The organism is Saccharopolyspora soli (assembly GCF_022678645.1).
Taxonomy (GTDB): domain Bacteria; phylum Actinomycetota; class Actinomycetes; order Mycobacteriales; family Pseudonocardiaceae; genus Saccharopolyspora; species Saccharopolyspora soli.
In genome coordinates, this window is record NZ_JALBWV010000020.1 from 41,859 (window position 1) to 65,636 (window position 23,778).

Below are 23,778 nucleotides of genomic sequence, written 5' to 3' on the forward strand. Positions count from 1 at the left end.
GTCTACTCCGTCTCGGATGAGCGCTTCTCGACCAACTTCGCCAAGGCAGGCAGTTGCTCGGCATCCTCCAGCGCCGAACCGACCGCCACCACGGTGGCGCCGGCAGCGAGGAATTCCGGCGCGTTGTGCGAATTCATCCCACCGGTGGCCACCATCCGCAGACCCGGGAACGGTCCGAGCATCGCCCGGAACCAACCGGCGCCCAACTCAGCTGCCGGAAACGCCTTGACCCACGACAGCCCGAGCCGGTGCGCGCGCTGGATCTCGCTCGGAGTCGCGACGCCGGGCAGGTGCGGCAGGTCGAGTTCCGCGCTCAGCCGCACCACGTCGGCGTCCAGACCCGGCGCCACGGTGAACGCCGCGCCGAGCTCCTTGGCGGTGTGCAGCTGCTCGATGGTCACGACCGTCCCGGCACCCACCGGCCGCCCCCGCTCGGCGCCCGCCCGCACCGCCGCGCGCAGCGACGGTTCGGCTTGCTGGGTCTCGATCGGCACCTCGACCGCCTCGATGCCCAGATCCCACGCCCGCTCGGCCAGTTCGACGGTCCGCTGCGGGTCCATCCCGCGCAGGATCGCCATGACCGGGCCGGTCAAGAGCTTGTCGAAGAAACCCACGATCACTCCTACTAATCGGATGCTGCACCGCTGCCGAAGCTCAAGGTGCCCCACTGCTGCTCGTCGTAGCCGAGCCACTCCGCTACGGCGTCGCGCTTCGGCGGCGCCACGTGGTCCTCGGTGCTGAGCAGGCTGTGGGCGGCCAGGATGTGCCCGAGCCGCAGGCAGCGGACGCCGTCTTCGCCGCGCAGCATGCCGGAGAGGTATCCGGCTGCGAACGCGTCCCCGGCGCCCACCGGTTCGACCACGTCGACCTTCGGGGCTGGCACGACCACCGCGTCGACCCCCAGGGCGTAGGCGGCGTCGGCACCGTCCTTCACCACGACCGTACTCGGCTCATCCAGCAGTTTCCGCACGTCCGCAGCGGTTTCGACGCCCCAGAGGGTGGTCGCCTCGTCCAATCCGACGAACACCACGTCGGCGAGCTGGGCGAGTTCGCGCAGGCGCGGCCCGGCCTGCGCGACCGACCACAGCGCCGGGCGGTAGTTGACGTCGAAGGTGATCCGGGCGCGGCGTTGGCGGGTCAGCACTCGCCGCACGAGCCGGTCGCAGCCGTCGGACAGCGCGGAGGTGATGCCGCTGATGTGCAGCAACCGCGGCTCGTCGAGCAGTTCGTCAGCGAGGAAGTTCTCGTCCATTGTGGACGCGGCCGAGCCCGCTCGGTAGTAGTACACCTTGGTGCCCTGCGGGCCGGGGTCCTTGAAGTAGACGCCCGTCGGCGCGTCCGCGCGGACCTCCACCAGGCCGGTGTCCACCCCGGCGGCCGCGATGGCCGCGACCAGGCGGCGGCCGAGCGGATCGTCCCCGACCCGACTGGCCCAACCGACGCGGTGCCCGAGCGCGGCCAGGTGAATGGCCACATTGGACTCGGCACCACCGGCGGACAGGGTGAACGTCGGGGCCTGTTCGAGGGAAACCGGGGCGGCCGGGGCGACCAGCGACATCGTCTCCCCCAGGCACAACACCTCACGGGGGCCGCTGCTCGGCTCCGCCACGTTCGCCTCCTCGATCCCGCGCCGCATCGTCGGACGACAGCTTAACGACTCGACCCTGCGAAATACACATCCCCGTTGCACTATGTGCAATACACCTGTGCGGCGTTGGACACGTTGCGGATCCGATGTGCGCCGCGCGGGTGGCGAGCAGCTGACCCCTAGGTCTTTTTTTGATCTTGTCTTTGAAGCGGCGCCAGCCGCTTAGCCCACCTACGGCACTTGCACCGCCGCGGGTTCACGGTGCCCACCCCTCTGGGGTTCTCCCCGCGAGGACAGCCCCGACGCCGCGTATCGGACATACATGATGTCGGGGATCCCGGAGTCGAGATGACCTCTGGGGTTCCGCCACCCGCACCGCCACGCAAGACGAGTTCAAAGACAGGCTCTAGGCTGAGAATCCCGGTGATCACGTACAGACCCAGGAAATGGAGGATGCTCGCATGAGCTTGGAGCGCCCGATCGACCCGGACCCGTATTCGCTGCTGCCTGCGGTTCCGGCGTTCACCGTCACCTCCGACGATGTGACCGACGGGCAGCCGATGCCGCAGGCCCACGCCTTCGACGGCATGGGCGCCGACGGCCAGAACCACTCGCCCCAGCTGCGCTGGTCCGGTTTCCCGGAGAACACCAAGAGCTTCGCGGTGACCTGCTTCGACCCGGACGCGCCCATTCCGGGCGGTTTCTGGCACTGGATCCTGGTCGACGTGCCCGCCGACGTCACCGAGCTGGCCACCGACGCGGGCAACCGCGACGGGCGGGGCATCCCGGCCGGGTCCTTCCACGTGTCCAACGACTTCGGTGAGCGCGCCTTCGGCGGCGCCGCCCCGCCGCCCGGCGACCGGCCGCACCGCTACTACTTCGTGGTCCACGCCGTGGACACCGAGAAGCTCGGCGTGGACGAGAACGCCAGCCCGGCGGTGGTCAGCTTCAACCTGACCTTCCACACCCTCGCGCGGGCCGTCATCACGCCGACCTACCAGCGCTGACGAACCGGCGACTTCGCCGCATGCGGAACTAGTTCAAGGACAACCAGACGCCGAAGCCGTGCTCGTCCTGGTGCTTCCGGGACGGGCACGGCTTTTGTCCGCGCCAAGATCGCTCGATCGAGATGTATCTGAATCGTCCCCTCGCGCCTCTTTACATGCAGGGAGGTTTCGCGACTTCAGGAGATCGAGATGAGCGTGCTGCCGGGATCGTTGGCGGCGCTGGTCGCCACTGCGGTGGCCGCGCTGCTGTTCGCGCCGTTCGTCGCTGGTGAGCACCGGCGGCACGGCGAGCTCCGCGTGGGCATCGCGGTGCTGCGCTTCGCCGTCCTGCTCTACGCGATCGGCCTGTTCTGCTACGTCTTCCTGCCGTTGCCATCCGGCGCGACGTGCTTCGCTCCGCAGTGGCGACCGTTCGCCGGGCTGACCGACTCCGCGATGTTGGAGCAGTTCGCGTGCAACATCGCGCTCTTCGTCCCGCTGGGCGCGCTCGCGCGGCGCGGCTTACCCGCTGCGGCGCTGCTCGGATCGACGGCGTCGCTGGCCATCGAGCTGACCCAGCTCACCGGGATCTGGTTCGTCTACCCGTGCCCCTACCGGGTCTTCGATGTCGACGACGTCATCGCCAACACCATCGGCGCACTGCTCGGCGGCCTGTTCGCGCCGCTCCTGCGACGCCTGCCCTCCGGTGCCACCGGTCGTCCCGCCGCCGAACCGCGCCCGGTCACCGCCAACCGCCGACTGCTGGGCATGTGTTGCGACGTGCTGCTGCTGTGGTGGCTCGGCGTCGTCTGCGCTCGTGCGGCGGACATCGGCCTCCGACTGGCCCGCGCTGCTCCCACGCGCTGGTGGGAGGCAGCCGCGTTGTGGTTCGCCCCTGCCGTGTTGTTGCTGGTCGCGGCGCTGATCGGAAATGGCAGCTCGCTCGGCCAGCACGCGGTGGTGTTGCGGGCCCGAGCGCCGAACGGCCGCCCCGGAGCGGCTGCGGTGCTGTGCCGCTGGGCGGTCGGGACCGGCGGGCTCGCCCTGTCCCAGGGGGTGTGCCAGGTCGCGACGGGGGAACCGAATGCGGTGCTCGGGTTGCTGTGGTGCACCGCGCACGCCTGGGGTGTGACCAGTACCCGAGATCGCCGCGGAATCAGCGGGCTGCTCACCGGGTTGGAAGTCATCGACGCCCGACGAAGCCAGCGCGTGCCGACCGCGGCTCGCTCGATGTGAGGCAGGATGGACCAGTGCGGCATTTCGATCTGATCATCATCGGTACCGGTTCCGGCAACTCGATCATCGACGAGCGGTTCGCCGACTGGGACGTCGCCCTGGTCGAGAAGGGCATCGGCCCCAACGACGCCTACGGCGGCACGTGCCTGAACGTCGGCTGCATCCCGACGAAGATGTTCGTGCACACCGCCGATGTCGCCGGTTCCCCGGCCAGTGGCGCGAAGCTCGGCGTCGATCTCGAACTGCGCGACGTGCGCTGGCGCGACATCCGGGACCGGATCTTCGGCCGCATCGACGCGATCTCGGCCGGTGGCCGCCGCTACCGCGCTGAGGACAACCCGAACGTCACCCTCTACGAGGGCGTCGCCCGGTTCACCGGCGTCAAGCAGCTGAGGGTGGAAACCGCCGCCGGGCCCGAGGAGATCAACGCGGACCGCGTCGTGGTGGCGGCCGGTGGTCGTCCGTCGATCCCGGACATCCCCGGTCTGGACCAGGTCGACTACTACACCAGCGACACCGTGATGCGGCTCGACCGACTGCCCAGCCGGATGATCATCATGGGCACCGGGTTCGTCGGCGCGGAATTCGCGCACGTGTTCTCCTCGCTGGGCGTCGAGGTCACCATGATCGCCCGCTCCGGGCGCGTGCTGCGCGGGGAGGACGTCGACATCTCCAAGCGGTTCACCGAGCTCGCCGCCGGGCGGTGGGACCTGCGGTTGAACCGCAAGGAGATCGCGGTCGAGCGCGACGGCGAGCTGGTCCGCCTGCACCTGGAAGGGCCGGAGGGTGCCGAGGTGGTGTCGGCCGAGGCGCTGCTCATCGCGGTGGGCCGGGTGCCCAACACCGACCTGCTCGATGCCGCGGCCGGTGGGTTCGAACTCACCGCGGACGGCAAGATCAAGGCCGACGCGACCCAGCTGACCTCCGTCGATGGGGTCTGGGCATTGGGCGACATCAGCTCCGACTACGAGCTCAAGCACGTCGCCAACCACGAGATGCGCGTCGTGCAGCACAACCTGCTGCACCCCGAAGAGCCGATCGAGTCCGACCACCGGTTCGTGCCGCACGCGGTGTTCTCCTCGCCGCAGATCGCCTCGGTCGGTCTCACCGAGCAGGAGGCGGAGCGGCGCGGCGTCAACTACGTGACGTCGACCCAGGACTACGCGGGCATCGCCTACGGCTGGGCGATGGAGGACACCACCGGTTTCGCCAAACTGCTCGCCGACCCGGACACCGGCCAGCTCCTGGGCGCCCACATCATCGGCCCCCAAGCACCGACCCTGCTGCAGCCGCTGATCCAGGCGATGCACTTCGGCCTGGACGCCCGCACCATGGCCTGCGGCCAGTACTGGATCCACCCCGGCATGCCGGAACTGGTGGAAAACGCCCTGCTCAACCTGCCCCTGAAGTAACCCGGCCGGCGCGCTGCGCAATTTCGCGAGAAATTGCGCAGCTATCGCGGGACGGCGTTGCGATGGTGGGTCAGATCGTGCGGGGTCGACCGGCGATGACGCCGACGACCGCCTGGGCCGCGACGATCACCATGACCGCGATCAGCGATGCCGACCAGTCGCCGGTCGCGTCGTGCAGCACGCCGAACACGAACGGCCCGAAAGACGCGATCAGGTAACCGAGGCTCTGCGACATCGCGGACAGCACGGCGGTGTCGGCGGCGTTGGCGGTCCGCAGCGAGATGAGCACCAGCGCCAACGGGAAAGCGCAAATCCCGATCCCGATCGCCAGCGCCCACACCACCGGCGCGCTCAACGGCGCTAGCAGCAGCCCCAGCAACCCGATCAGGTTCAGCCCCGCGAGCCCGACGGCCCACATCGACTGGCTGCGCGTCTTGGTCACCAGCGGCGGCAGGATCATGTTGACCGGCACACCGATCAGCAACAACAACCCGAGCAGCAGGCCCGCGCTGGTGGCGTCCATCCCGGCGCCCTTGAACACCTCGGGCATCCAGCCCATCACGACGTAGGCGACCAACGACTGCATCGCGAAGTAGGCGGTGATCACCCACGCCAGTGGGCTGCGCAGCAGCGACCGCCGCGGGCCAGCCGAAACGGCGACCCGACGGCTGGAAGTGCGACGAGCCGTGGCGGGCACCCACACGCACAGCGCGGCCAGCGCGACAACAGCCCAGGTCGCCAGTGACAGCCGCCAACTACCAGTGGCGGAGTTCAGGTACGGCGTGAGCGCCGAACCGCTCGCGCCACCTGCGGCCATCGCGGTGGTGTAGAGCGCGGTGGCCATCCCGACCCGAGTCGGGAACGACTCCTTGACCACCACCGGGATCAGCACGTTGCACATCGCGATCGCGGCGCAGACCAGGACAGTCCCACCCAGCACCGCCCACGGGCCGTCGGTCACCCGCAGCAGCATGGCGGCGGTCAGCACGGCAAGCGACACACCGATGACCTTGTTGATGCCCATCCGCCTGGCCAGCAGCGGAGCACTGATGCCCGCAAGCCCGAAGCACAACGTTGGCACGGAGGTCACCACGCTCGCCCAGGTGCTGGACGCACCCAGCGAGTCGCGGACTTCGCCGAGCACCGACGCCAGGCTGGTGACTGCCGGGCGCATGTTCGCCGCCGCGAGCGCGACACCGGCGAGCAGCAGTCCGCCACCGGCCATCGCGATGTGCCGGTCGGGGAAGACCACCTCGGCCGCACCCTCGTTCTCGATCGAAAGTGCGTCCTCATGATCATCAGTGCGGGGGCGGGTGGCATCCTGGTCAGCCACACCGTCAGGGGCGTGCTGGGGTCGTGACTCGGTGGACATCGCGACCTAGTATGTCAAACGTAGGATGTTTGGACGAAAGGACCTGTCAGTGCCTTTGGTCACCGCCAAACGGACCGGACTGGTCGATCAGGTCATCGCCCAGATCCGGGAGCTCGTCTCGTCCGGGGAATGGCCGCTGGGCGGCAAGATCCCGCCCGAGACCGAGCTCGTGATCGCTCTCGGCGTCGGCCGCAACACCGTCCGCGAGGCGGTCCGCGCGCTTTCGCACGCCGGGCTGCTGGAAGTGCGCCAGGGCGACGGCACGTTCGTGCGCGCCACCAGCGAGATCTCCGGCGCGGTGCGCAAGCTCTGCGGCCCCGAACTGCGCCAGGTGCTGGAGGTCCGACGCGCGCTGGAAGTGGAGGGCGCGAGACTGGCCGCTCGGGCGCGAACCGAGGACGACCTGCGCGAACTGGAGATCTGCCTGGCCGCCCGCGATGCGGCGGTGCAGCGCCTGGACAGCGCCGAGGTCGTCACCACCGACGCCGAGTTCCACGCGCGGCTGGTCGCGGCTTCGCACAACCCGGTGCTGATCTCGTTGTACGAAGGGATCCGCGAAGCGGTGGCCTCCAGCGTGGCGACCACCTTCAACCCGGAGACCCCGCCGGAACAGCACATCTCGCACACCGAACTGCTGGCGGCAGTGCGCGACAGCGAGCCACGCCGAGCTGCCGAGGAAGCGGGCGCGTTCCTCGACGAACTGCTGGCCCAGATGGGGAGTCAGGCGGACGAGTCCGGCCAGTAGTCCGTTCCGACGTCGAACGCGTCTCCGGCGACCGGGGCGACCCACGCCGCCGCGATCACACCAGCGGCGAACCCACCGCTGGACCGGGGCTGCGCTGGTTGCAGCCACACCGACGGTGCGCCGAAGCGGGTGATCACGATCTCCTCCCCGGACTCGGCGCGGTCGAGCAGCTCCACCAGTCGCTCGCGGGCTTCATCAACGGAGAATTCGGCAGCCATGGCTCGACGTTACCCGGATCACACCGATCCTGGCAGCATTCCCGAGGACAGCCGCGGCAGCCCAGCGGGCACGCCGTGCTCCAACAGGCCGCGCAAGGCGTCGGTGTCCAGGTGTTTTTCCACCAGGTCCCCGAGCAGGTCCAGCTGCCTGCCGCGGACTTCGGCGAACACCGTGCCGTCGGCCGGTTCGAAGCCATCCCGCCCGGCGCGCAGCGCCGCCCAGCGCAGGAAGGCCCGCCGGAACGAGTCGTTCTCGAAAAGTCCGTGCCAGTGGGTACCGAGCACGGAGTCGGTCACCACGCCTTCGGTTTGCCCATCCGGCAAATCCACCAGCGGAGCCAGCTCTCCGCAGCGGACGGCGACGCCGTGGTGGATCTCGTAGCCCGTGACCGGTTCGCCGAAGGCAGTGCCGCACGGCCGGGCCAACGTCTTCAGCGGCGCGAACTCGATCTCCAGGTCGAGCAGGCCGAGCCCATCGACCGCCCCGGCGCCGGACTCGACCTCATCGACGATGCGCTGGGACAGCATCTGGAAACCGCCGCAAATCCCGGCTACCGGCCGTCCGGCGCTGACGTGCGCGCGGATCGCGTCTGCCAGACCGCTGCGGCGCAACCACGCCAGGTCCGCGACCGTCGACTTCGAGCCGGGCAACACGACCAGGTCGGCATCGGCCAGCCGCGAGGGCTCGGTGACGAACCGGACCGCGACGCCCGGCTCAGCAGCCAGCGCCTCGACGTCGGTGGCGTTGGAGATCCGAGGCAGCCTCGGCACCGCGACCCGCAACCATTGCCCGCCCTCCGGCGGGGCCGGTCGCCCGACCACACCATCGGCCACATAGGACAGTGAATCCTCGGCGTCCAACCACAGTTCCTCGGCCCACGGGAGCACGCCGTGCACCGGGCGGCCGGTCAGCGCGCGCAGCTGGTCCAGGCCGGGCTCCAGCAACGCCGGATCGCCGCGGAACTTGTTGATCAGGAACCCGGCCACCAGCGCCTGGTCAGCCGCGTCCAACAGCGCGAGGGTGCCGAAGAGCTGCGCGAACACCCCACCGCGATCGATGTCGCCGACCACCAGCACCGGCAGTCCAGCGGCTCGCGCCAGGCCCATGTTGGCGATGTCGTTGGCGCGCAGGTTGATCTCGGCGGGCGACCCGGCGCCCTCGCACACCACGTAGTCGTACTCCGCCCGCAAATCGTCCAATGTGGACACCACGGTGTCCAGCAGCGCGGCTTTGCGGTCCCGGTACGACATCGCGGTCACCTCGCCGGAGACCTGGCCGAGCACCACGACCTGCGAGCTGCGGTCGCTGCCGGGCTTGAGCAGCACCGGGTTGAACCGCACCGAAGGCTCGACGCCGCAAGCGGCGGCCTGCAACGCCTGCGCTCGGCCGATCTCACCGCCATCCGGCGTCACAACCGAGTTGTTGGACATGTTCTGCGCCTTGAACGGCGCAACCCGAGCACCACCGCGCGCCAACCACCGGCAAATCCCGGCGGTGACCACGCTCTTCCCGGCATCCGAAGTCGTCCCAGCGACCAACAACGCATTCACACGACGTTCCTATCGCATTCGACGACGTCTCCGGCAGAGTCCTCGAACCCGGCCACGTGCCGTGATCGACCCACTACTATGCCCGCTGTGTCCGTTCCCATCTTCAGAAAGGCGGGTCATGGATCCAGACGACTGGCTGACGCAGTACAACGCCAAACTCCAGAAGATCAAGGCGGACACTGATCGGGCGCAGAACGAGCTCGCGCAGGTCGGCGCCACCGCCACGTCCCGCGACGGGCAGATCACCGTGCGGGTCAACAGCAGCGGCGTGCTGGAGGACATCCAGTTCGGCAACGGCTTCCAGCACCCGAAACCGGACCAGGTCGCCGCGACGATCATGGAATGCGTCCGGCAGGCCCAGCGGCAGGCCGCGGGCCAGATGGTGGAGGTCATGCAGCAGTTCGTCGGCGACGGCGCGGCGCTGGACTTCGTCAAGAACAGCCTGCCGCACGGGTACGCCGGGGACGGCACCGACGAAACCCCGTCGCGACCTGCTGCGTCGGACAACCGCGACGACGACTTCGACGACAACAGCGGGGGGAGCTTCCTGCGATGAGCGACGACGGCTTCCGGGCCGACATACCGGTGATCAGCAAGCACAGCAACGAGGTGCAGGGCTTCGCCAGCCGGGTGGACAGCGCGAAGTCCGCGGCTCAGGCCAGTCTCGACAGCAACGCTTTCGGCATTTTCGGGCAGTTCCTCGCCACCCAGGCGATCAGCATCGCGGAGGACATGAAGGCGAACATCGAAAGCGGCGGGAAGGCGCTGGCATCGCTGCGGCAAGCACTCGACGACACCGCCAACGAGTACCAGCAGCGGGACCAGGAAAGCCTCCAGCACATCCAGGGGGTGCACGTTGACTTCGGCAGATAGCCTCCAGGTCACCGCCGCGGAATCGGCGAAGGAATCCGAGGCCAAAGGCACCGCCAACCCGATGAGCGGGGCTGGCGGGGCGGAGAACCTCGTCGGCACCGCCCAAGCGATCCAGAACGGCGACTGGGACTCCGCGGGCCTCAACGCCCTGGGCCTCGGCGTCGACATGGTCGGGTTGGCCGCCGACCCGCTCGGCACGCTGGCCAGCTGGGGCGTCGGCTGGCTGATCGAGAACGTCGAGTTCATCCGGGAACCGTTCGACGCGTTGATGGGCAACCCGGACGCCATCTCCGGCATGGCAAGCACCTGGGAGAACGTCGGCAAGGAGGTCAAGGCGGTCGCCCAGGAGTACGGCCAGACGGCGCAGGCCACCACCGGCTGGGAGGGCAAAGCCGGGGACGCCTACCGCAACCTGGGCGCCGACACCTCGAAGATGCTCGATGCGTTGGGCGAGGGCTGCAACGGCGTGAAGGGCGCGGTGGACGGCGCCGGGGTCGTGGTCGGCGCGGTGCGCGGCATCGTGCGGGACATGATCGCCGGTTGCATCGGCGAAATCATCGGCGCCGTCCTCAGGTGGGGCATCGCCGCCGCCTGCACCGCGGGCATCGCCGCGGGCGGTCTCATCGCCGACGCCATCCGGATCGCCCTCAAGTGGGCGGACAAGATCTCGGAGTGGATGAACAAGCTCGCCGACGTGCTCAAGAACCTTTCCAGCCACCTGGACAAGCTGGGCTCGGCGGGCAAGTCGATCCGGACCAAAGTGGACGGTTTCTTCGAGGGGCTGGCCAACCCGCCAGCGCTGCACGCGGTCAAGGTGCAGCCGAAGACGATCAGCGGTCAGCAGATCGACGACATCGCCTCGAATGCCACCACCGAAGGCGCCAGCAAGCTCAGCAACGCCTGGTCCGGGTTCAAAGCCGGAGGCGCCGAGTACAAACCGTTCGCCAGCGGAGACCTGCGCCCGGACATGGTGGTCGACATGGGACCCGACGGTGGCGCCAGCAAGTTCGGCTACGAGACGGTCAAGGAGACCGCGAAGCTCGACGACGGCGCCGACGCGGCGGAGAACTCCCAGGACGGGAAGTAGGCGATCGCCATGTGGAAGTCGGACAACCCGCTGGTCCGGTTGCTCCGGGTGCTGATCGGGCTGGGCATCGTGGCGGTCATCGGACTCACCGCGCTCACCATCGTGTTCTCCTTCCCGCGCAAGGCGGAGGTGTCGAACGCGACGGCGCGGGTGACCGCCTGCGAGGACACCGGCCCGATCACCCGCCGCGGTTTCGGGCACAACTGGAGCTGCACCGCGACGTTCCGGGACGACGAGACCGGTGAAACCTGGACCACCGACGTCGACATGAACCTGTTCGCCCCCGACGACGTCGGCAAGGACGTGCGGGTCGCGTGGAGCCACGGCGGCGGGCGAATCGTCACATCGGAAAACCGGGTGTACACGCCGCTGGAAGGGGTCTCCTCCGGCACCTACACGTTGATCGTCGTGGCGGTCGGTTTCACGACCTTCCTCCTCGGCCTGTGGATGCTCATCAAAGCGGTGGTGTGGGGCTTCACCCAAGAGGGCCAGCGGCGATTCTGGGACAAGTTCCACGGCGGCGCGGAGAAGAGGGCCGCGCAGAAGAAGAAGGACGAGGAGTTCTGGGCCCAGATCAAGCAAAATCGCGAACAACGCAAAGCTGCCCGACGCCGCAAGTAATCAGCGACTCGTCCAACACGTGAATTCGGATTCGCCTTAAATGCGCCCGGGTTGGCGCGGAGCCCAACGCAAGCCTCGTCAGGCAAGCGGCGAAGCCGCTTCCAGCGGTAAACCACCACCGCGACGAACAACTGAAGCCCAGCTGAGCCGCCGCAAGCGCCGAAGGCCCTTAGCCCACCCGCACAACCGACACCGCCGCGGGTTCTCAGAGGCATTCTCGCGAGGACAGCCCCGACGCCGCGTTGATCATACGTAAGTCGGGGATCCCGGAGTCGAGAATGCCTCTGAGGTTCCGCTACTCGCACCGCCACGCAAACGATATGCCTCATCAAGGCAAAGTGAGGATTTCGTTGCTTTCTTCGGTGATCAGGATCGTGTGCTCGAACTGGGCGGTCCAGCTCTTGTCCTTGGTGGTCACCGTCCAGCCGTCGTTCCACATGTCGTACTCGTGGGAACCGAGGGTGATCATCGGCTCGATGGTGAAGGTCATCCCCGGCTCCAGCACGGTCTGCACCGACGGCTCGTCGTAGTGCAGGATCACCAGTCCACTGTGGAACGAACGGCCGATGCCGTGCCCGGTGAAGTCGCGGACCACGCCGTAGCCGAACCGCTTGGCGTAGGACTCGATGACCCGGCCGATCACGTTGAGCTGGCGGCCCGGCTTGGCGGCCCTGATGCCGCGCATCAGCGCCTCGTGGGTGCGTTCCACCAGCAGCCGCGCCTCCTCGGAGACCGCACCGGCCAGGAACGTCGCGTTGGTGTCGCCGTGCACCCCGCCGATGAAGCCGGTGACGTCGACGTTGACGATGTCGCCGTCCTCGATCACGGTCGAGTCCGGGATGCCGTGGCAGATCACCTCGTTCAGCGAGGTGCAGGAGGATTTCGGGAAGCCCCGGTAACCCAGCGTCGACGGGTAGACGCCGTGGTCGCAGAAGAACTCGTGCACCACCGAGTCGACGTGATCGGTGGTCGCACCAGGCCGCACCGCCTTGCCCGCCTCGACCAGGGCCTGGGCGGCGAGCTTGCCCGCCACCCGCATCGCCTCGATGACCTCCGGCGGCTGCACGTAGGGATCGGTGTTGCGCTTGGGAGCCGGTTTGTCCACGTACTCGGGACGCTCGATGTGCGGTGGGACTGGACGACGCGGCGTTTGCACGCCTGGCTTCAACGGAGCTCGAACCGGCATGCCCCCCACTCTAACCGCGCCCCGAACACCACTGCCCGTGAGTGCGAAAGCACGCAAGGACGTGCGTGTTCCGGCCGGGCCGAGGGTGATCGGCAGGTTCGCAGCGGCGTTCTCGCGAGGACACCGGTGTCCTCGCGAGAACACCGCTGAGGTTCCGCTACCCGCACCGGCACGCGAACAAATCTCCGCGCCGAGCTGGAGCCGCTCACGCTCATGCGCCTGGTGAGGCGGTGGCCATACCAGCTTCCTCGGCTGCCGCCAGCAGCGCCGGGTCGTATGAGACGTAGGCGTGCAGGCCGTCCTTGATCTTGTAGGCGGAGGCGAGGTGGATGGCGTCCACCGGCCCGACAGCGCAGCGCAGCTCGGTGGCCGCGTCCAGCACGTCCTGCTTCACCGGCAGCTGGTCGATCTTCGACACGATGATCGACGCCAGGTCTTCGGCGGCCGGGCCGACCTCGCGGAAGGTGCGCAGCACGTCCACCTTCGACAACGCGCTGGTGACGCGGGGGTGCTCCCAGCGCTCGCGGATCCACTGGCTCAGCGCCTTGCTCTCCGGCTCGGGGGCGATCAACTTGATCAGCGCGGAGGAATCGAAGTAGATCAAAACCGCTCCTGTTCACGCCTGCGCAGCCGCCGGTCTGAGACGCTCGGGGTCGGCGCTGCTGGCAACGGTTCGGGGAACTCGCCGCCGTCGCCGGGCACCAGTTCTCCGGCGGCGACGAGTTCGTCGTACAGGGCTTGGTCACGCGTGGGCGGATTGAGCACCGCGACGGTCCGACCACGATCGGTCACCAGGATCGATTCCCCGGCGGCGACCCGCTTCAGGTACCGACTGGCGTTCTGCCGCAGCTCACGGATGCCGATCCGCTCCATGCGCTACAACGTAGCACAATGCTGACCGTAGGTGATCACCCGAACACGTGATGCGATCAGACGCCCGCCAGGAACCGCCGCGCCGCCTCGACGGCCGGTCCGGACGAACCCGCATCGGTCACCAGCACCGCGAAGGCCAGGTCGCCCCGGTAGCCGACGAACCAGCCGTGCGAATGGGTGCCGTCGCCGAACTGCGCGGTCCCGGTCTTGCCCCGGACATCGCCGGAGCCGTTCAGCGCCGTCGCGGTGCCCGCGGTGACCACCTCGCGCATCATCGCCCGGAGCTGGTCGAGCGCGGGCTGCGGTGGTGGTTGCGGGTTGGCGTCGGCCTTGGTCGGCACGCCTCGGATCAGCGTCGGCACCGGCAGCTGCCCCTTCGCCACCGAAGCCGTCACCAGCGCCATGCCGAACGGACTGGCCAGCACGGTGCCCTGCCCGATGCCGTTCTCCGCGCGCTGCACCACGCTGTCGGCGGGTGGCACCTTCCCGGTGATCGTGGTCGCACCGGACATGTCGAAGTCGACGCCGAGGCCGAGCCGCTGTGCCGCGTCGGGCAGCGCCTGTCCGGGCAGATCGACCGAAAGCTGTGCGAACGAGGTGTTGCAGGACCGCGCGAAAGCGGTGTGCAACGGCACCCTGCCCAGGTCGAACTCGTTGTCGTTGGGCAGCACCCGGCCGTCGAACGTCTTCTTCCCCGGGCAGTCCACCGGGGTGTTGATGTCGACCTTGCCGGACTCCAACCCCGCGGTCGCGGTCACCGTCTTGAACGTCGAGCCGGGCGGGTACTGGCCGGACAGCGCGACCGGGCCCTGCGCGTCGGCGGGAGCGTTCTGGGCGACTGCGAGCACCTCGCCGGTGGACGGCTGCAAGGCCATCAGCATCGCGGCCTGCGGCACCGGATCCACCGCCTGCTCGGCCGCCCGCTGCGCGCCGTCGCTGAGGGTCACGTTCGTCGTCGCGACCGGCCGCTCCGCGACGCTGTGCAGTTCGTTGGCCGGGTTGCCGGTCGCGTCGAGCGTGACGACACGCCACCCCGCGTTGGCCTCGACCTGCTCATCGACCTTGCGCGCCACGCCCGCGAGCACCTGGGTGCCGAGCCCGCGCTCGGCGGTGACCAGCCGCGTCTGGGCGGGGAAGCGCACGCCCGGCAGTTCGTAGATCCGGGATTTGACCTGTTCGTAGTCGCTCTGCCGAAGGGTGACCACCGCGTACGGCTGGCCCGGCGGCGTCCTCCCCGCGCCGTCCAAAATGGACTGCTGGGTGATGCCGGGGTCGACGGTGCTCAGCGCACCGGCCAGCGACGCCGCCACGCCCGGCACATCCCCGGCTTCCGACGGGCTAAGGCTCACGGTGACCAACTGCTCCGGCCCCATCAGCTGCTTGCCGTCGCGGTCCAACACCGGCGCCGGGTCGGGCCGTTGTTCCTGGAAGGACAGGGTCTGCCCGGCACCCAGCTGCGGCTGCAGCACCGACGGTGCCCAGCGGACCTTCCAGCCCTGCTCCTGCTCGACGAGCTTCAACTCGTTCGGGTAGTTCCAGACCTTGCCGTTGCCGAAGTCCCAGGACATGTCGAATCGGGCGGTCGGCACGCCCTGGGCGTCCTCGGCCACCTCCCGAACCGTCGCGTGCACAGCCGTCGGCGAAAGATTGCGGCGCGCGGCCTCCAGCACCTGCCTGGCCTGCTGCGGCTGATCCGTCTGGTTCGCCGCACCCGCCGCGTCCCCGGCCGCCACGGCGTTCACGAAGGACCTGGCCACATCCTCCTCCGAAGGCCCACTGCTGCACCCAGCCAACGGCACCAGCACCAACACGGCCAACCCGACGAAGATCCGCAACGAACCCATGCCCGCGAGTATGCCGTCAGCTCACGGGTGAAGGGCACCTTTTGCCAAACAACTTGGTAAAAGGTGCCCTTCACCCGTCACACGTGCGGGTGACCATCCACTGTGGGGGGTCAGAGCAGAACCGTGCCGAACGATCCGACGCGGCGGAAACCGACCTTGCGGTAGGCCAGCCGGGCCGCGATGTTGTAGTCGTTGACGTACAAGCTCGCGGTCCGGCCCAGCCCGCGCACCAGCCGGTCGGCGACCGCGGCGGTCCCCGCGGTGCCCAGTCCGGTGCTGCGCCGATCCGGATGCACCCAAACCCCCTGGATCTGGCCCACGGTGCGGGAAATCGCACCGATCTCGGCCTTGAACACCACCTGGCCGCCTTCGAAGCGGGCGAACGCCCGGCCACCGGCGATCAGGTCCGCGACCCGCGCCCGGTAGGCGGCCGCGCCGCCGTCGCTGGACGGGTCCACCCCGACTTCCTCGGTGAACATCGCGACCGCCGCGGGCAAGTAGCGGTCCAGCTCGTCCGGGCGCACCGGGCGCACCAGCGGATCCGGGGTCATCCGGGGCCGCTCGGAAAGCACCATGAGCGGCTGTTCCGCGCGGATCTCCCGCGCCGGGCCCCACTGCGCCGCGACCTCGTTCCACAGCGCTAACACCTGTTCGGCCGGGCCGACCAGCGACGAGCACACGCGGCGGCGGCGCAGCGCCCGATCCGCGAAAGCGCGCATCGCATCGGCCCCGCCGCGCAGCGGAATCAGGTTCGCGCCGGAGAAGCACATACCGGCGAGCTTGTCGCCATAACCCCAGAGTTCGCCGCCGAGGCGCAGCGGATGGATCCCGGCCTCCTCGACGCGAGCGGCCACCATGCAGGCCGCTACCGGGGCGGAATCCAACACGGAACGGACCAGCAGCGCGTCCCGTTCCTCCAGTAGCCGTGCACCGGCGAGCTTGAGCACCTGCCAAGACTGCCAGAAACCCCGGGCAGCGAGCCTCCTCGGCCGAGATGCACCACACCGACCCGACCCGCACTCACCCGTTCGGAGTAGCTCAGTCGGCGGTATCCGGCGAATTCAGCGAGTCGCCCCACGCTCAAGCCGATGCTGCGGCGCAACCGGCCGCCCCGAAACGGGGACGGCCGGTCGGGCAAGATCAGCTGACGGTGACCATCGGGGCGGCGGTCCCGGCCTCCACCGGTTCCATGTCCTCGGCGATGCGCATGGCTTCTTCGATCAGGGTCTCGACGATCTGGTGCTCGGGCACGGTCTTGATCACTTCGCCCTTGACGAAGATCTGCCCCTTGCCGTTGCCCGAGGCGACGCCGAGGTCGGCCTCGCGGGCCTCGCCCGGCCCGTTGACCACGCAGCCCATCACGGCCACCCGCAGCGGCACCTCCATGCCCTCCAGCCCGGCGGTGACCTCCTCGGCGAGCTTGTAGACGTCGACCTGCGCGCGACCGCACGACGGGCACGACACGATCTCCAGTTTCCGCGGCCGCAGGTTCAACGACTGCAGGATCTGCGTGCCGACCTTGATCTCCTCGACCGGCGGCGCCGACAACGACACCCGGATCGTGTCGCCGATGCCCTGCCGCAGCAGCGCGCCGAAGGCCACCGCGGACTTGATCGTGCCCTGGAACGCCGGGCCCGCCTCGGTGACCCCGAGGTGCAGCGGGTAGTCGCACTGCTCGGCGAGGATCTCGTAGGCGCGCACCATCACGACCGGGTCGTTGTGCTTCACCGAGATCTTCAGGTCGTGGAAGTCGTGCTCGGCGAACAGGCTCGCCTCCCACAACGCCGACTCCGCCAGCGCCTCCGGGGTGGCCTTGCCGTACTTCTGCAGCAACCGCGGGTCCAGCGAACCGGCGTTGACCCCGATCCGGATCGGGGTGCCGTGGTCCCTGGCGGCCTGCGCGATCTCCTTGACCTTGTCGTCGAACTTCTTGATGTTGCCGGGGTTCACCCGCACCGCCGCGCACCCGGCCTCGATCGCCGCGAAGACGTACTTCGGCTGGAAGTGGATGTCGGCGATGACCGGGATCTTCGACTTCTGCGCGATGGCCGGTAGTGCTTCCGCGTCATCGGCGCTCGGACACGCCACCCGGACGATGTCGCAGCCCGCCGCGGTCAACTCCGCGATCTGCTGCAGCGTGCCGTTGATGTCCGCGGTGTTCGTCGTCGTCATCGACTGCACCGAGACGGGGTACTCACTACCGACACCGACCGCCCCGACCTGCAACTGGCGGGTCTTGCGCCGCTCCGCCAACACCGGAGCTGGCGCCGCGGGCATGCCCAGATCGACGGTCATCGATACCTCTCCACCTCTTCTGGTGTGCTTCGGACGGCTCGCGCCGCCCGCGTTCCACGATACCGGCGACGGTTCAGCCAGCCGGTCCCTGCGGTGGCCGGTCGGATCACGTCGCGTGATCGTCCCCGCCCGTTCACTTCTCGTTCGGCCCAGCGCCGCGCTGCGCCCAACACCCCATCAGACCAGCCGATGCGGCGCACCCCGAAGCCTCCTCATCGCGGCCGAGCCCGCTTCTGCCTCGTCGCAAGCCGTCCACCCCGCGAGTGAAATTCCCATTGCTCGCTGTGCGGAACGGCCACGGATCCTAGTCCGCTCTTTGTTCTTGTTTTGAAGCGGCGCAGCCGCTTGGCCCACCTAAGCAACTCGCACCGCCGCGGGTTCACGGTGCCCACCCCTCCGGGGTCCTCCCCGCGAGGACAGCCCCGACGCCGCGTATCGGACATGCAGAAGTCGGGGATCCCGGTGTCGAGAAAGCCCGGGGTGCGGGGTGTCCCCGCATAGCACTGTTGAGGTTCCGCTACCCGCACCGCAAAGCAAAACGAGTTTGGAACACAGCTTTCTAGAACAACTGCACCGGGTTCACGATGTCGGCCACCAGCACCAGCAGCGAGTACGCGATGAAGATCAGGCTCACCCCGTACGCCAGCGGCATCAGCCGCGCCGTGTCGAACGGTCCGGGATCCGGCCGCCGCACCAGCTTGGCGAACCTGCGGCGGATCGACTCCCACAGCGCACCCGCGACGTGCCCGCCGTCCAGCGGCAGGATCGGCAGCAGGTTGAACACGAACAGCGACAGGTTCACCCCGGCCAGCAGGTTGAACATCAGGATGATCCGGTCGTCCACGCCGAATTGGTCCGAGGACAGCACCTCGCCGCCCAACCGGCTCGCGCCGACTATGCCCACCGGCGAGTCCAGGTCTCGCTGCCCGCCGAAGATCGCGCTGACCAGGTCGGGTACCCGCTGCGGCAGCTCGACGACCTTCTGCACGGTGAGGTTCACGAAGCCGCCGATGGTGTGCACCACGCCGCCCACGTCCTGCTTGACCAGCACCTGGGTCGGGGTGAGGCCGAGGAAGCCGACCTTCTCGAACTCGCTGGTCGAGTTCAGCTTCGGCATCTCGTTCTGCATCAGGGTCGGCTGCAGGGGCACCCGCTGACCGTCGCGTTCGACGACCACCGGCACCGGACCGCTGGACTCGCGGATGGCCAGCTGCAACTGGTCCCACGAGGTGTAGGGCCTGCCGTTGAACTCCACGATCCGGTCGCCGGGCCGGAAGCCAGCCGCCGCGGCCGGGGACGGCGGGGCGCCAGCCGGGCATTGTTCGGTGTTCTCGACGTTGGCGGGCACCACGCACGCGCTGACCGATTGGACCGTCGTGGTCGGGGTCAGCAGGCCGTGGCCCATCAGGATCGCGGTGAAGATGGCCACCGCCAGGATCAGGTTCATCACCGGCCCGGCCAGCATCACGATGACCCGCTTCCACGGGCTGCGCTGGTAGAACTGCCGGTGCTCGTCCTCTGGAGTGATTTCCTCGGCGGACATCTGCCGGGCGTCCTCGATCATCGTCCGCCACGGCGAAGACGACGCGGTGCGCCCGAACTTCTCGTCCTTGCCCGGCGGGAACATGCCGATCATCCGGATGTAGCCGCCGAACGGGATGAGCTTGACGCCGTACTCGGTGTCGCCCTTCTTCCGCGACCAGATGGTGCGGCCGAAGCCGACCATGTACTGGGTGACCTTGATCCCGAACAGCTTCGCGGTCGCCAGGTGACCCAGCTCGTGCCACGCGATGGAGAACAGCAGCCCGAGGAAGAAGATCACGATGCCCAGGACGACCAGCATCTATTCCGCCCTCCCCGCGAGCTCGCGCGCCCGAGCGCGTGCCCACTCCTCCGCCGCGAAGACTTCGTCCAAGCTCGCCGGATCGCTGCGCCACTGGTCAGCGTCGGCGAGCACCTCACCCACAGTTTGCACGATCTCGATGAAGCGCAGGCGGCCGTCGACGAACGCCGCCAGCGCCTCCTCGTTGGCCGCGTTGTAGATCGCGGGCAGGCAGCCGCCGCCGGTGCCCGCCGCGCGGGCCAGTTCGACGGCCGGGAAGGCTTCGCCGTCGAGCGGCTCGAAGGTCCATTCCTGGGCCTGCTCGAAGGTCAGCGCCGGGGCGGCCTTCGGCACCCGGCGCGGCCAGTCCATGCTCAGCGCGATCGGGATGCGCATGTTCGGCGGGCTCGCCTGGGCGATGGTGGCGCCGTCCACGAAGGTGATCATCGAATGCACGATCGACTGCGGGTGCACCACGACCTCGATGCGGTCGTAGCCGATGCCGAACAGCAGGTGCGCCTCGATCAGCTCCAGGCCCTTGTTCACCAGCGTCGCGGAGTTGATGGTGATCACGTTGCCCATCGACCAGGTCGGGTGGGCCAGCGCCTGCTGCACCGTGACATCGGCCAAGTCCTCGCGCTTGCGACCGCGGAACGGGCCGCCGGAGGCGGTCAGCACCAGGCGTTCGACCTCGTCGATGCGGCCGCCGAGCAGGCATTGCGCCAGCGCCGAGTGCTCGGAGTCGACCGGCACGATCTGGCCGGGCGCGGCCTTGCTGAGCACCAGCGAGCCACCGGCGATCAGCGACTCCTTGTTCGCCAGCGCCAGTTGGGCGCCGGTCGCGAGCGCGGCGAGGGTGGGTTTGAGCCCGCGCGAGCCGTCCACGCCGTTGAGCACCACGTCCGCCGGGACGGATTCGATGAGGTCGGCCACCGCATCCGGTCCGGCCAGCAGCCGGGGCAGGCGGAACTCACCGGCGGCGTAGCCGCGCCGCTGGGCCTCCGCGTAGAGGGCGAGCTGGACGTCTTCGACTGCGGTGCCCTTGGCGACCGCGACGGCCGGGACGTCGAACTCCAGCGCCTGCGCCGCCAAGGTCTGCGGGTCGCTGCCGCCCGCCGCCAGTCCGGCGACCCGGAACCGGTCGGGGTTGTGCCGGATCACGTCCAGGGCCTGGGTGCCGATGGAACCGGTCGAGCCGAGCACCAGGACGGTGCGCGGACCGGTATCGCTCGGAGTGCGCTTTTTCGGGGTGTCGGCGTGCATCACGGCCATTGTCCCCGAAGCAGGTGAGCAGCGGTCGCTCGCGGTGCGCAAACCGCCATCGAGGTCCACGATCGGGTGGTAAGCCATGTGGCCCGGTGCACCGGGGGGACGTGAGGAGGCCAACCATGGGCATCATCGGATGGATCGTTCTCGGGCTGATCGTGGGTGCCATCGCCAAGCTGATCATGCCCGGCAAGGACCCGGGCGGGATCCTGGTCACCCTGCTGCTCGGCGTGGTCGGCGCGTTCGTCGGCGGGCTGATCGGCAACTGGATCTTCGGGATCGGCATCGAACGGTTCTGGTCGCTGAGCACCTGGCTCCTGGCCATCGTCGGCTCGGTCATCGTGCTGGGCATCTACCGGGTTATCGCCGCCCGCCGCCGGGCGGTGCGCGGCGGATAGCCGCCGGAGTGTTGCGGAAGTCGCTTCCGCAACACCCTTTTCGCTGCTCGGGCGCGAGCAGCCGGGCGTCCGGGTGCCAACGCCGTGTGCGAGGATGAGGGCAATGCGGATCGCCGGATGGTGATCCGCGGTCAACGATGTCGTCCGGTCCGCGTGGCCGGTGTGGCGCAGGAGGGGAACGTGGCGAGCACCGAGCTGGAGAAGAAGCCCAGCCAGGCCATCGACCCGGCCGAGGAACCGTCGGTCGAGTGGGGCTGGCACGGCGGTTTCCCGAAGGGCACCCAGATCGCCGGTTGGTTCTCCGTCGTCGCGGTCCTGGCCATGCTCATCGGCAACCACCAGGGCATCCTCAGCGGCGGCGGGCACTTCAAGACCGAGGACGCCTACCTGGTCTTGACCGCGGTGATTCTGGTCGTCGGCCTGCTCATCGACCTGCGCAAGAAGCGGACGGCGTGGCGCCGCTGACCCCGCACTGCTGAAACGCCGCCTCCGGACCATCGGAGGCGGCGTTGTCGTTTCGGGGACTCGGTCACACGGTGATGCCGGTGAGCACCGTGACACGTTCCTCGGTGAGGTCGGTCATCGCGGCTTGCACGCCTTCGCGACCGAAGCCGGAGTCCTTGACCCCGCCGTAGGGCATCTGGTCGGCGCGGAAGCTCGGCACATCACCAATGATCACGCCACCGACCTCCAGTTCCGCGGACGCCCGGAAGGCCAACTGCAGATCGTGGGTGAACACCCCGGCCTGCAGGCCGAAGCGGGAGGCGTTGACCTTCTCGAACGCTTCGTCCATCGAATCGACCGGTGCGATGGTCAGCACCGGCGCGAAGACCTCCTCGCTGGAAACCTTCGCGTCCTCCGGAACATCGACCAGCACCGTCGGCGCGTACGTCGTGCCTTCGCGGGTGCCCCCGGTGAGCACGCGGGCGCCCGCGGCGCCTGCTTCGCCGACCCACTGCTCGATTCGCTCGGCGGCTGCTGCGTCGATCACCGGTCCGACCTTGGTAGCCGGGTCCTTCGGGTCGCCGGTGCCCTGTGCCTCGACCGCCTTGACCACCCGATCAACGAGGTCGTCGTAGCTGTCCCGGTGGACGTAGACGCGCTGCACCGAGATGCACGACTGACCCGCCTGGAACGTCGCGAAGGTCGCGATCCGGTCCGCCGCGTAGTCCAGGTCGGACCAGTCCGAGTTGACGATCGCCGCAGCGTTGCCGCCGAGTTCTAGGACGACGTGCTTGCGCGGCACCGCTTCGCGAATGCTCCAGCCGACCGGCACGGAACCGGTGAACGACACCACCGGCAGCCGCGGATCGGCGACGAGATCGGCGGCCCTGTCGTTGGGCGTGATCAGCACCGACCAGGAACCGGCGGGCAGGTCCGTCTCGGCGAGGATTTCGCCGAGCAACAGCGCGGACAGCGGTGTCTTCGGGGAGGGCTTCACCACGATCGGTGCGCCGACCGCCAGCGCCGGAGCCACTTTGTGCGCCACCAGGTTGATCGGGAAGTTGAACGGCGAGATGCCCAGCACCGGCCCGCGCGCAACCCTGCGGACCAGCGCCATCCGACCGGTCGCGCCCGCGTCGGTGTCCAGCCGCTGCAACTCGCCGGAGAAGCGGCGGGCTTCTTCGGCGCCCCAGCGGAAGGTCGAGATGGCACGCGTGACCTCGACGCGCGCCCAGACGATCGGTTTGCCGCTCTCCGCGGTGATCAGCTGCGCGAGCTCTTCGGCCCGCTCGGCGAGGCGTCGGCTGACGTGGTCCAGCGCCGCCGCACGCGCGTGCGCGGGCAGCGAAGCGAACTCGTGCCGAACCGCGTGCGCCGCGGCCACGGCGCGCTCGACATCGGCGTCGGTGGCGTAGCACGTGGTGGCGACCGATGACCCGTCGAAGGGGTGCCGCACCTCGAACGTCACATCGCTGGTGCGCGACTCGCCAGCAACCCAGTACCCGGTGACCGAAGACATCGGTCCCTCCTATCAACGTCGTTCCTGCCCCGACCCTACGGGCCCGCACCTGCCGCCCGGAGTGGCAATCCGTCCATCAGCACCACTACCGACTCGACGGATTGGCACTGCGGTCACGGCTTTTGGGCGGATTGCGGTGTCGCAGTCGTCAAGCGCGATCCGGGACGCCTCGGTCAGCACCTCGTCGAGCCCGCGTGCGACGACCTCGGTCATCTCGAACGACCGCATCCGCTGTTGCGCCATCCAACGCAGCGTCTCCGGCTCCGGCCAGTAGCCGCGCAGGCCGATCTGCAAGAACCGGTCGCCGCGGCAGGCGCCGGACTCCAGCAGCCGCCGCATCGGCGTGCCGTGACCGTAGAGCTCGCCGTGGTGGTGGGTGAGGGGCACCTGTGACCCAGTTACTTGGTCACAGGTGCCCCTCACCTCGGAAAAATCACCGGCA

General features: G+C 68.8%; 25 protein-coding genes. 10 read left to right on the forward strand and 15 right to left on the reverse strand.

What is annotated here, in order from left to right:
- Positions 1 to 2: 2 nt before the first annotated feature.
- On the reverse strand, positions 3 to 614 hold the full coding sequence (locus MOQ72_RS17045; RefSeq protein WP_242184681.1) for a bifunctional 4-hydroxy-2-oxoglutarate aldolase/2-dehydro-3-deoxy-phosphogluconate aldolase: 612 nt from the start codon (positions 612 to 614) through the stop codon (positions 3 to 5).
- Between the two features lie 11 nt (positions 615 to 625).
- Complete coding sequence (locus MOQ72_RS17050) at positions 626 to 1,609, reverse strand: sugar kinase (RefSeq protein ID WP_242184682.1); 984 nt, start codon at positions 1,607 to 1,609, stop codon at positions 626 to 628.
- A 440-nt stretch (positions 1,610 to 2,049) separates the two neighbouring features.
- Here MOQ72_RS17050 and MOQ72_RS17055 point away from each other — a divergent pair, with 440 nt between their 5' ends.
- The 3 genes from MOQ72_RS17055 to MOQ72_RS17065 all read left to right on the forward strand — a co-directional run bounded on the left by MOQ72_RS17055 (position 2,050) and on the right by MOQ72_RS17065 (position 5,222).
- Complete coding sequence (locus MOQ72_RS17055; protein WP_242184683.1) at positions 2,050 to 2,595, forward strand: YbhB/YbcL family Raf kinase inhibitor-like protein; 546 nt, start codon at positions 2,050 to 2,052, stop codon at positions 2,593 to 2,595.
- A 189-nt stretch (positions 2,596 to 2,784) separates the two neighbouring features.
- On the forward strand, positions 2,785 to 3,810 hold the full coding sequence (locus MOQ72_RS17060; protein WP_242184684.1) for a VanZ family protein: 1,026 nt from the start codon (positions 2,785 to 2,787) through the stop codon (positions 3,808 to 3,810).
- Between the two features lie 14 nt (positions 3,811 to 3,824).
- Complete coding sequence (locus MOQ72_RS17065) at positions 3,825 to 5,222, forward strand: mycothione reductase (protein WP_242184685.1); 1,398 nt, start codon at positions 3,825 to 3,827, stop codon at positions 5,220 to 5,222.
- Positions 5,223 to 5,292: 70 nt separating this feature from the next.
- On the opposite strand, the gene MOQ72_RS17070 is transcribed toward MOQ72_RS17065, so the two are convergent.
- Positions 5,293 to 6,594 carry a CynX/NimT family MFS transporter gene (locus tag MOQ72_RS17070; RefSeq protein ID WP_242184686.1) on the reverse strand — a complete coding sequence of 434 codons (1,302 nt, stop codon included), beginning with the start codon at positions 6,592 to 6,594 and terminating at the stop codon, positions 5,293 to 5,295.
- Positions 6,595 to 6,643: 49 nt separating this feature from the next.
- Between MOQ72_RS17070 and MOQ72_RS17075 the strand changes: the two genes are divergently transcribed.
- Complete coding sequence (locus MOQ72_RS17075; RefSeq protein ID WP_242184689.1) at positions 6,644 to 7,339, forward strand: FadR/GntR family transcriptional regulator; 696 nt, start codon at positions 6,644 to 6,646, stop codon at positions 7,337 to 7,339.
- Here MOQ72_RS17075 and MOQ72_RS17080 read toward each other — a convergent pair.
- Both MOQ72_RS17080 and MOQ72_RS17085 read right to left on the reverse strand, forming a co-directional pair.
- Positions 7,315 to 7,557: a type II toxin-antitoxin system Phd/YefM family antitoxin gene (locus MOQ72_RS17080; RefSeq protein WP_242184691.1), complete on the reverse strand. Its 243-nt coding sequence runs from the start codon at positions 7,555 to 7,557 to the stop codon at positions 7,315 to 7,317. The two genes, MOQ72_RS17075 and MOQ72_RS17080, sit on opposite strands and share 25 nt — an antisense overlap.
- An 18-nt stretch (positions 7,558 to 7,575) precedes the next feature.
- Positions 7,576 to 9,108 (reverse strand): cobyric acid synthase, encoded by a 1,533-nt coding sequence (locus MOQ72_RS17085; protein ID WP_242184693.1) that lies wholly within the window; start codon positions 9,106 to 9,108, stop codon positions 7,576 to 7,578.
- A 118-nt stretch (positions 9,109 to 9,226) separates the two neighbouring features.
- Between MOQ72_RS17085 and MOQ72_RS17090 the strand changes: the two genes are divergently transcribed.
- Genes MOQ72_RS17090 through MOQ72_RS17105 form a run of 4 tightly spaced genes read left to right on the forward strand, consistent with a single transcriptional unit; the run spans position 9,227 to position 11,689 of the window.
- Positions 9,227 to 9,664 carry a YbaB/EbfC family nucleoid-associated protein gene (locus MOQ72_RS17090; RefSeq protein ID WP_242184694.1) on the forward strand — a complete coding sequence of 146 codons (438 nt, stop codon included), beginning with the start codon at positions 9,227 to 9,229 and terminating at the stop codon, positions 9,662 to 9,664.
- Positions 9,661 to 9,981 (forward strand): type VII secretion target, encoded by a 321-nt coding sequence (locus MOQ72_RS17095; RefSeq protein WP_242184695.1) that lies wholly within the window; start codon positions 9,661 to 9,663, stop codon positions 9,979 to 9,981. The genes MOQ72_RS17090 and MOQ72_RS17095 overlap by 4 nt, the downstream gene beginning before the upstream one ends.
- Positions 9,965 to 11,068 (forward strand): WXG100 family type VII secretion target, encoded by a 1,104-nt coding sequence (locus tag MOQ72_RS17100; protein ID WP_242184696.1) that lies wholly within the window; start codon positions 9,965 to 9,967, stop codon positions 11,066 to 11,068. The genes MOQ72_RS17095 and MOQ72_RS17100 overlap by 17 nt, the downstream gene beginning before the upstream one ends.
- A gap of 9 nt (positions 11,069 to 11,077) precedes the next feature.
- Positions 11,078 to 11,689 (forward strand): DUF6346 domain-containing protein, encoded by a 612-nt coding sequence (locus MOQ72_RS17105; protein WP_242184697.1) that lies wholly within the window; start codon positions 11,078 to 11,080, stop codon positions 11,687 to 11,689.
- A 328-nt stretch (positions 11,690 to 12,017) separates the two neighbouring features.
- On the opposite strand, the gene map is transcribed toward MOQ72_RS17105, so the two are convergent.
- From map to dxr, 8 genes are all read right to left on the reverse strand, one after another.
- Complete coding sequence (map, locus tag MOQ72_RS17110; RefSeq protein ID WP_242184698.1) at positions 12,018 to 12,875, reverse strand: type I methionyl aminopeptidase; 858 nt, start codon at positions 12,873 to 12,875, stop codon at positions 12,018 to 12,020.
- A 211-nt stretch (positions 12,876 to 13,086) separates the two neighbouring features.
- Positions 13,087 to 13,479 carry a type II toxin-antitoxin system VapC family toxin gene (locus MOQ72_RS17115; protein WP_242184699.1) on the reverse strand — a complete coding sequence of 131 codons (393 nt, stop codon included), beginning with the start codon at positions 13,477 to 13,479 and terminating at the stop codon, positions 13,087 to 13,089.
- On the reverse strand, positions 13,476 to 13,748 hold the full coding sequence (locus MOQ72_RS17120) for a type II toxin-antitoxin system Phd/YefM family antitoxin (protein WP_242184700.1): 273 nt from the start codon (positions 13,746 to 13,748) through the stop codon (positions 13,476 to 13,478). The genes MOQ72_RS17115 and MOQ72_RS17120 overlap by 4 nt, the downstream gene beginning before the upstream one ends.
- Positions 13,749 to 13,804: 56 nt before the next feature.
- Positions 13,805 to 15,592: a penicillin-binding transpeptidase domain-containing protein gene (locus MOQ72_RS17125; protein ID WP_242184701.1), complete on the reverse strand. Its 1,788-nt coding sequence runs from the start codon at positions 15,590 to 15,592 to the stop codon at positions 13,805 to 13,807.
- A gap of 110 nt (positions 15,593 to 15,702) precedes the next feature.
- Positions 15,703 to 16,539, reverse strand: a complete 837-nt coding sequence (locus tag MOQ72_RS17130; RefSeq protein ID WP_242184702.1) for a GNAT family N-acetyltransferase — start codon at positions 16,537 to 16,539, stop codon at positions 15,703 to 15,705.
- Positions 16,540 to 16,732: 193 nt separating this feature from the next.
- Positions 16,733 to 17,887 (reverse strand): flavodoxin-dependent (E)-4-hydroxy-3-methylbut-2-enyl-diphosphate synthase, encoded by a 1,155-nt coding sequence (gene ispG, locus MOQ72_RS17135; protein WP_242184703.1) that lies wholly within the window; start codon positions 17,885 to 17,887, stop codon positions 16,733 to 16,735.
- 559 nt (positions 17,888 to 18,446) lie between these two features.
- Positions 18,447 to 19,730, reverse strand: a complete 1,284-nt coding sequence (locus tag MOQ72_RS17140) for a M50 family metallopeptidase (RefSeq protein WP_242184704.1) — start codon at positions 19,728 to 19,730, stop codon at positions 18,447 to 18,449.
- Positions 19,731 to 20,972, reverse strand: coding sequence for a 1-deoxy-D-xylulose-5-phosphate reductoisomerase (gene dxr, locus MOQ72_RS17145; RefSeq protein WP_443706317.1), 1,242 nt, complete (start codon positions 20,970 to 20,972; stop codon positions 19,731 to 19,733).
- Positions 20,973 to 21,097: 125 nt separating this feature from the next.
- Here dxr and MOQ72_RS17150 point away from each other — a divergent pair, with 125 nt between their 5' ends.
- The gene (locus MOQ72_RS17150; protein WP_242184705.1) at positions 21,098 to 21,373 is read left to right on the forward strand and encodes a GlsB/YeaQ/YmgE family stress response membrane protein; all 276 of its coding nucleotides are present in this window, start codon (positions 21,098 to 21,100) and stop codon (positions 21,371 to 21,373) included.
- A gap of 180 nt (positions 21,374 to 21,553) precedes the next feature.
- Positions 21,554 to 21,838, forward strand: a complete 285-nt coding sequence (locus MOQ72_RS17155; protein ID WP_242184706.1) for a DUF2631 domain-containing protein — start codon at positions 21,554 to 21,556, stop codon at positions 21,836 to 21,838.
- 64 nt (positions 21,839 to 21,902) lie between these two features.
- Here the strand turns inward: MOQ72_RS17155 and MOQ72_RS17160 are convergent, their stop codons facing one another.
- Positions 21,903 to 23,336, reverse strand: a complete 1,434-nt coding sequence (locus MOQ72_RS17160) for an aldehyde dehydrogenase family protein (RefSeq protein WP_242184709.1) — start codon at positions 23,334 to 23,336, stop codon at positions 21,903 to 21,905.
- Between the two features lie 12 nt (positions 23,337 to 23,348).
- A complete protein-coding gene (locus MOQ72_RS17165) occupies positions 23,349 to 23,723 on the reverse strand; it encodes an arginase family protein (protein ID WP_242184711.1) in 375 nt (124 codons plus the stop codon).
- Positions 23,724 to 23,778: the final 55 nt, after the last annotated feature.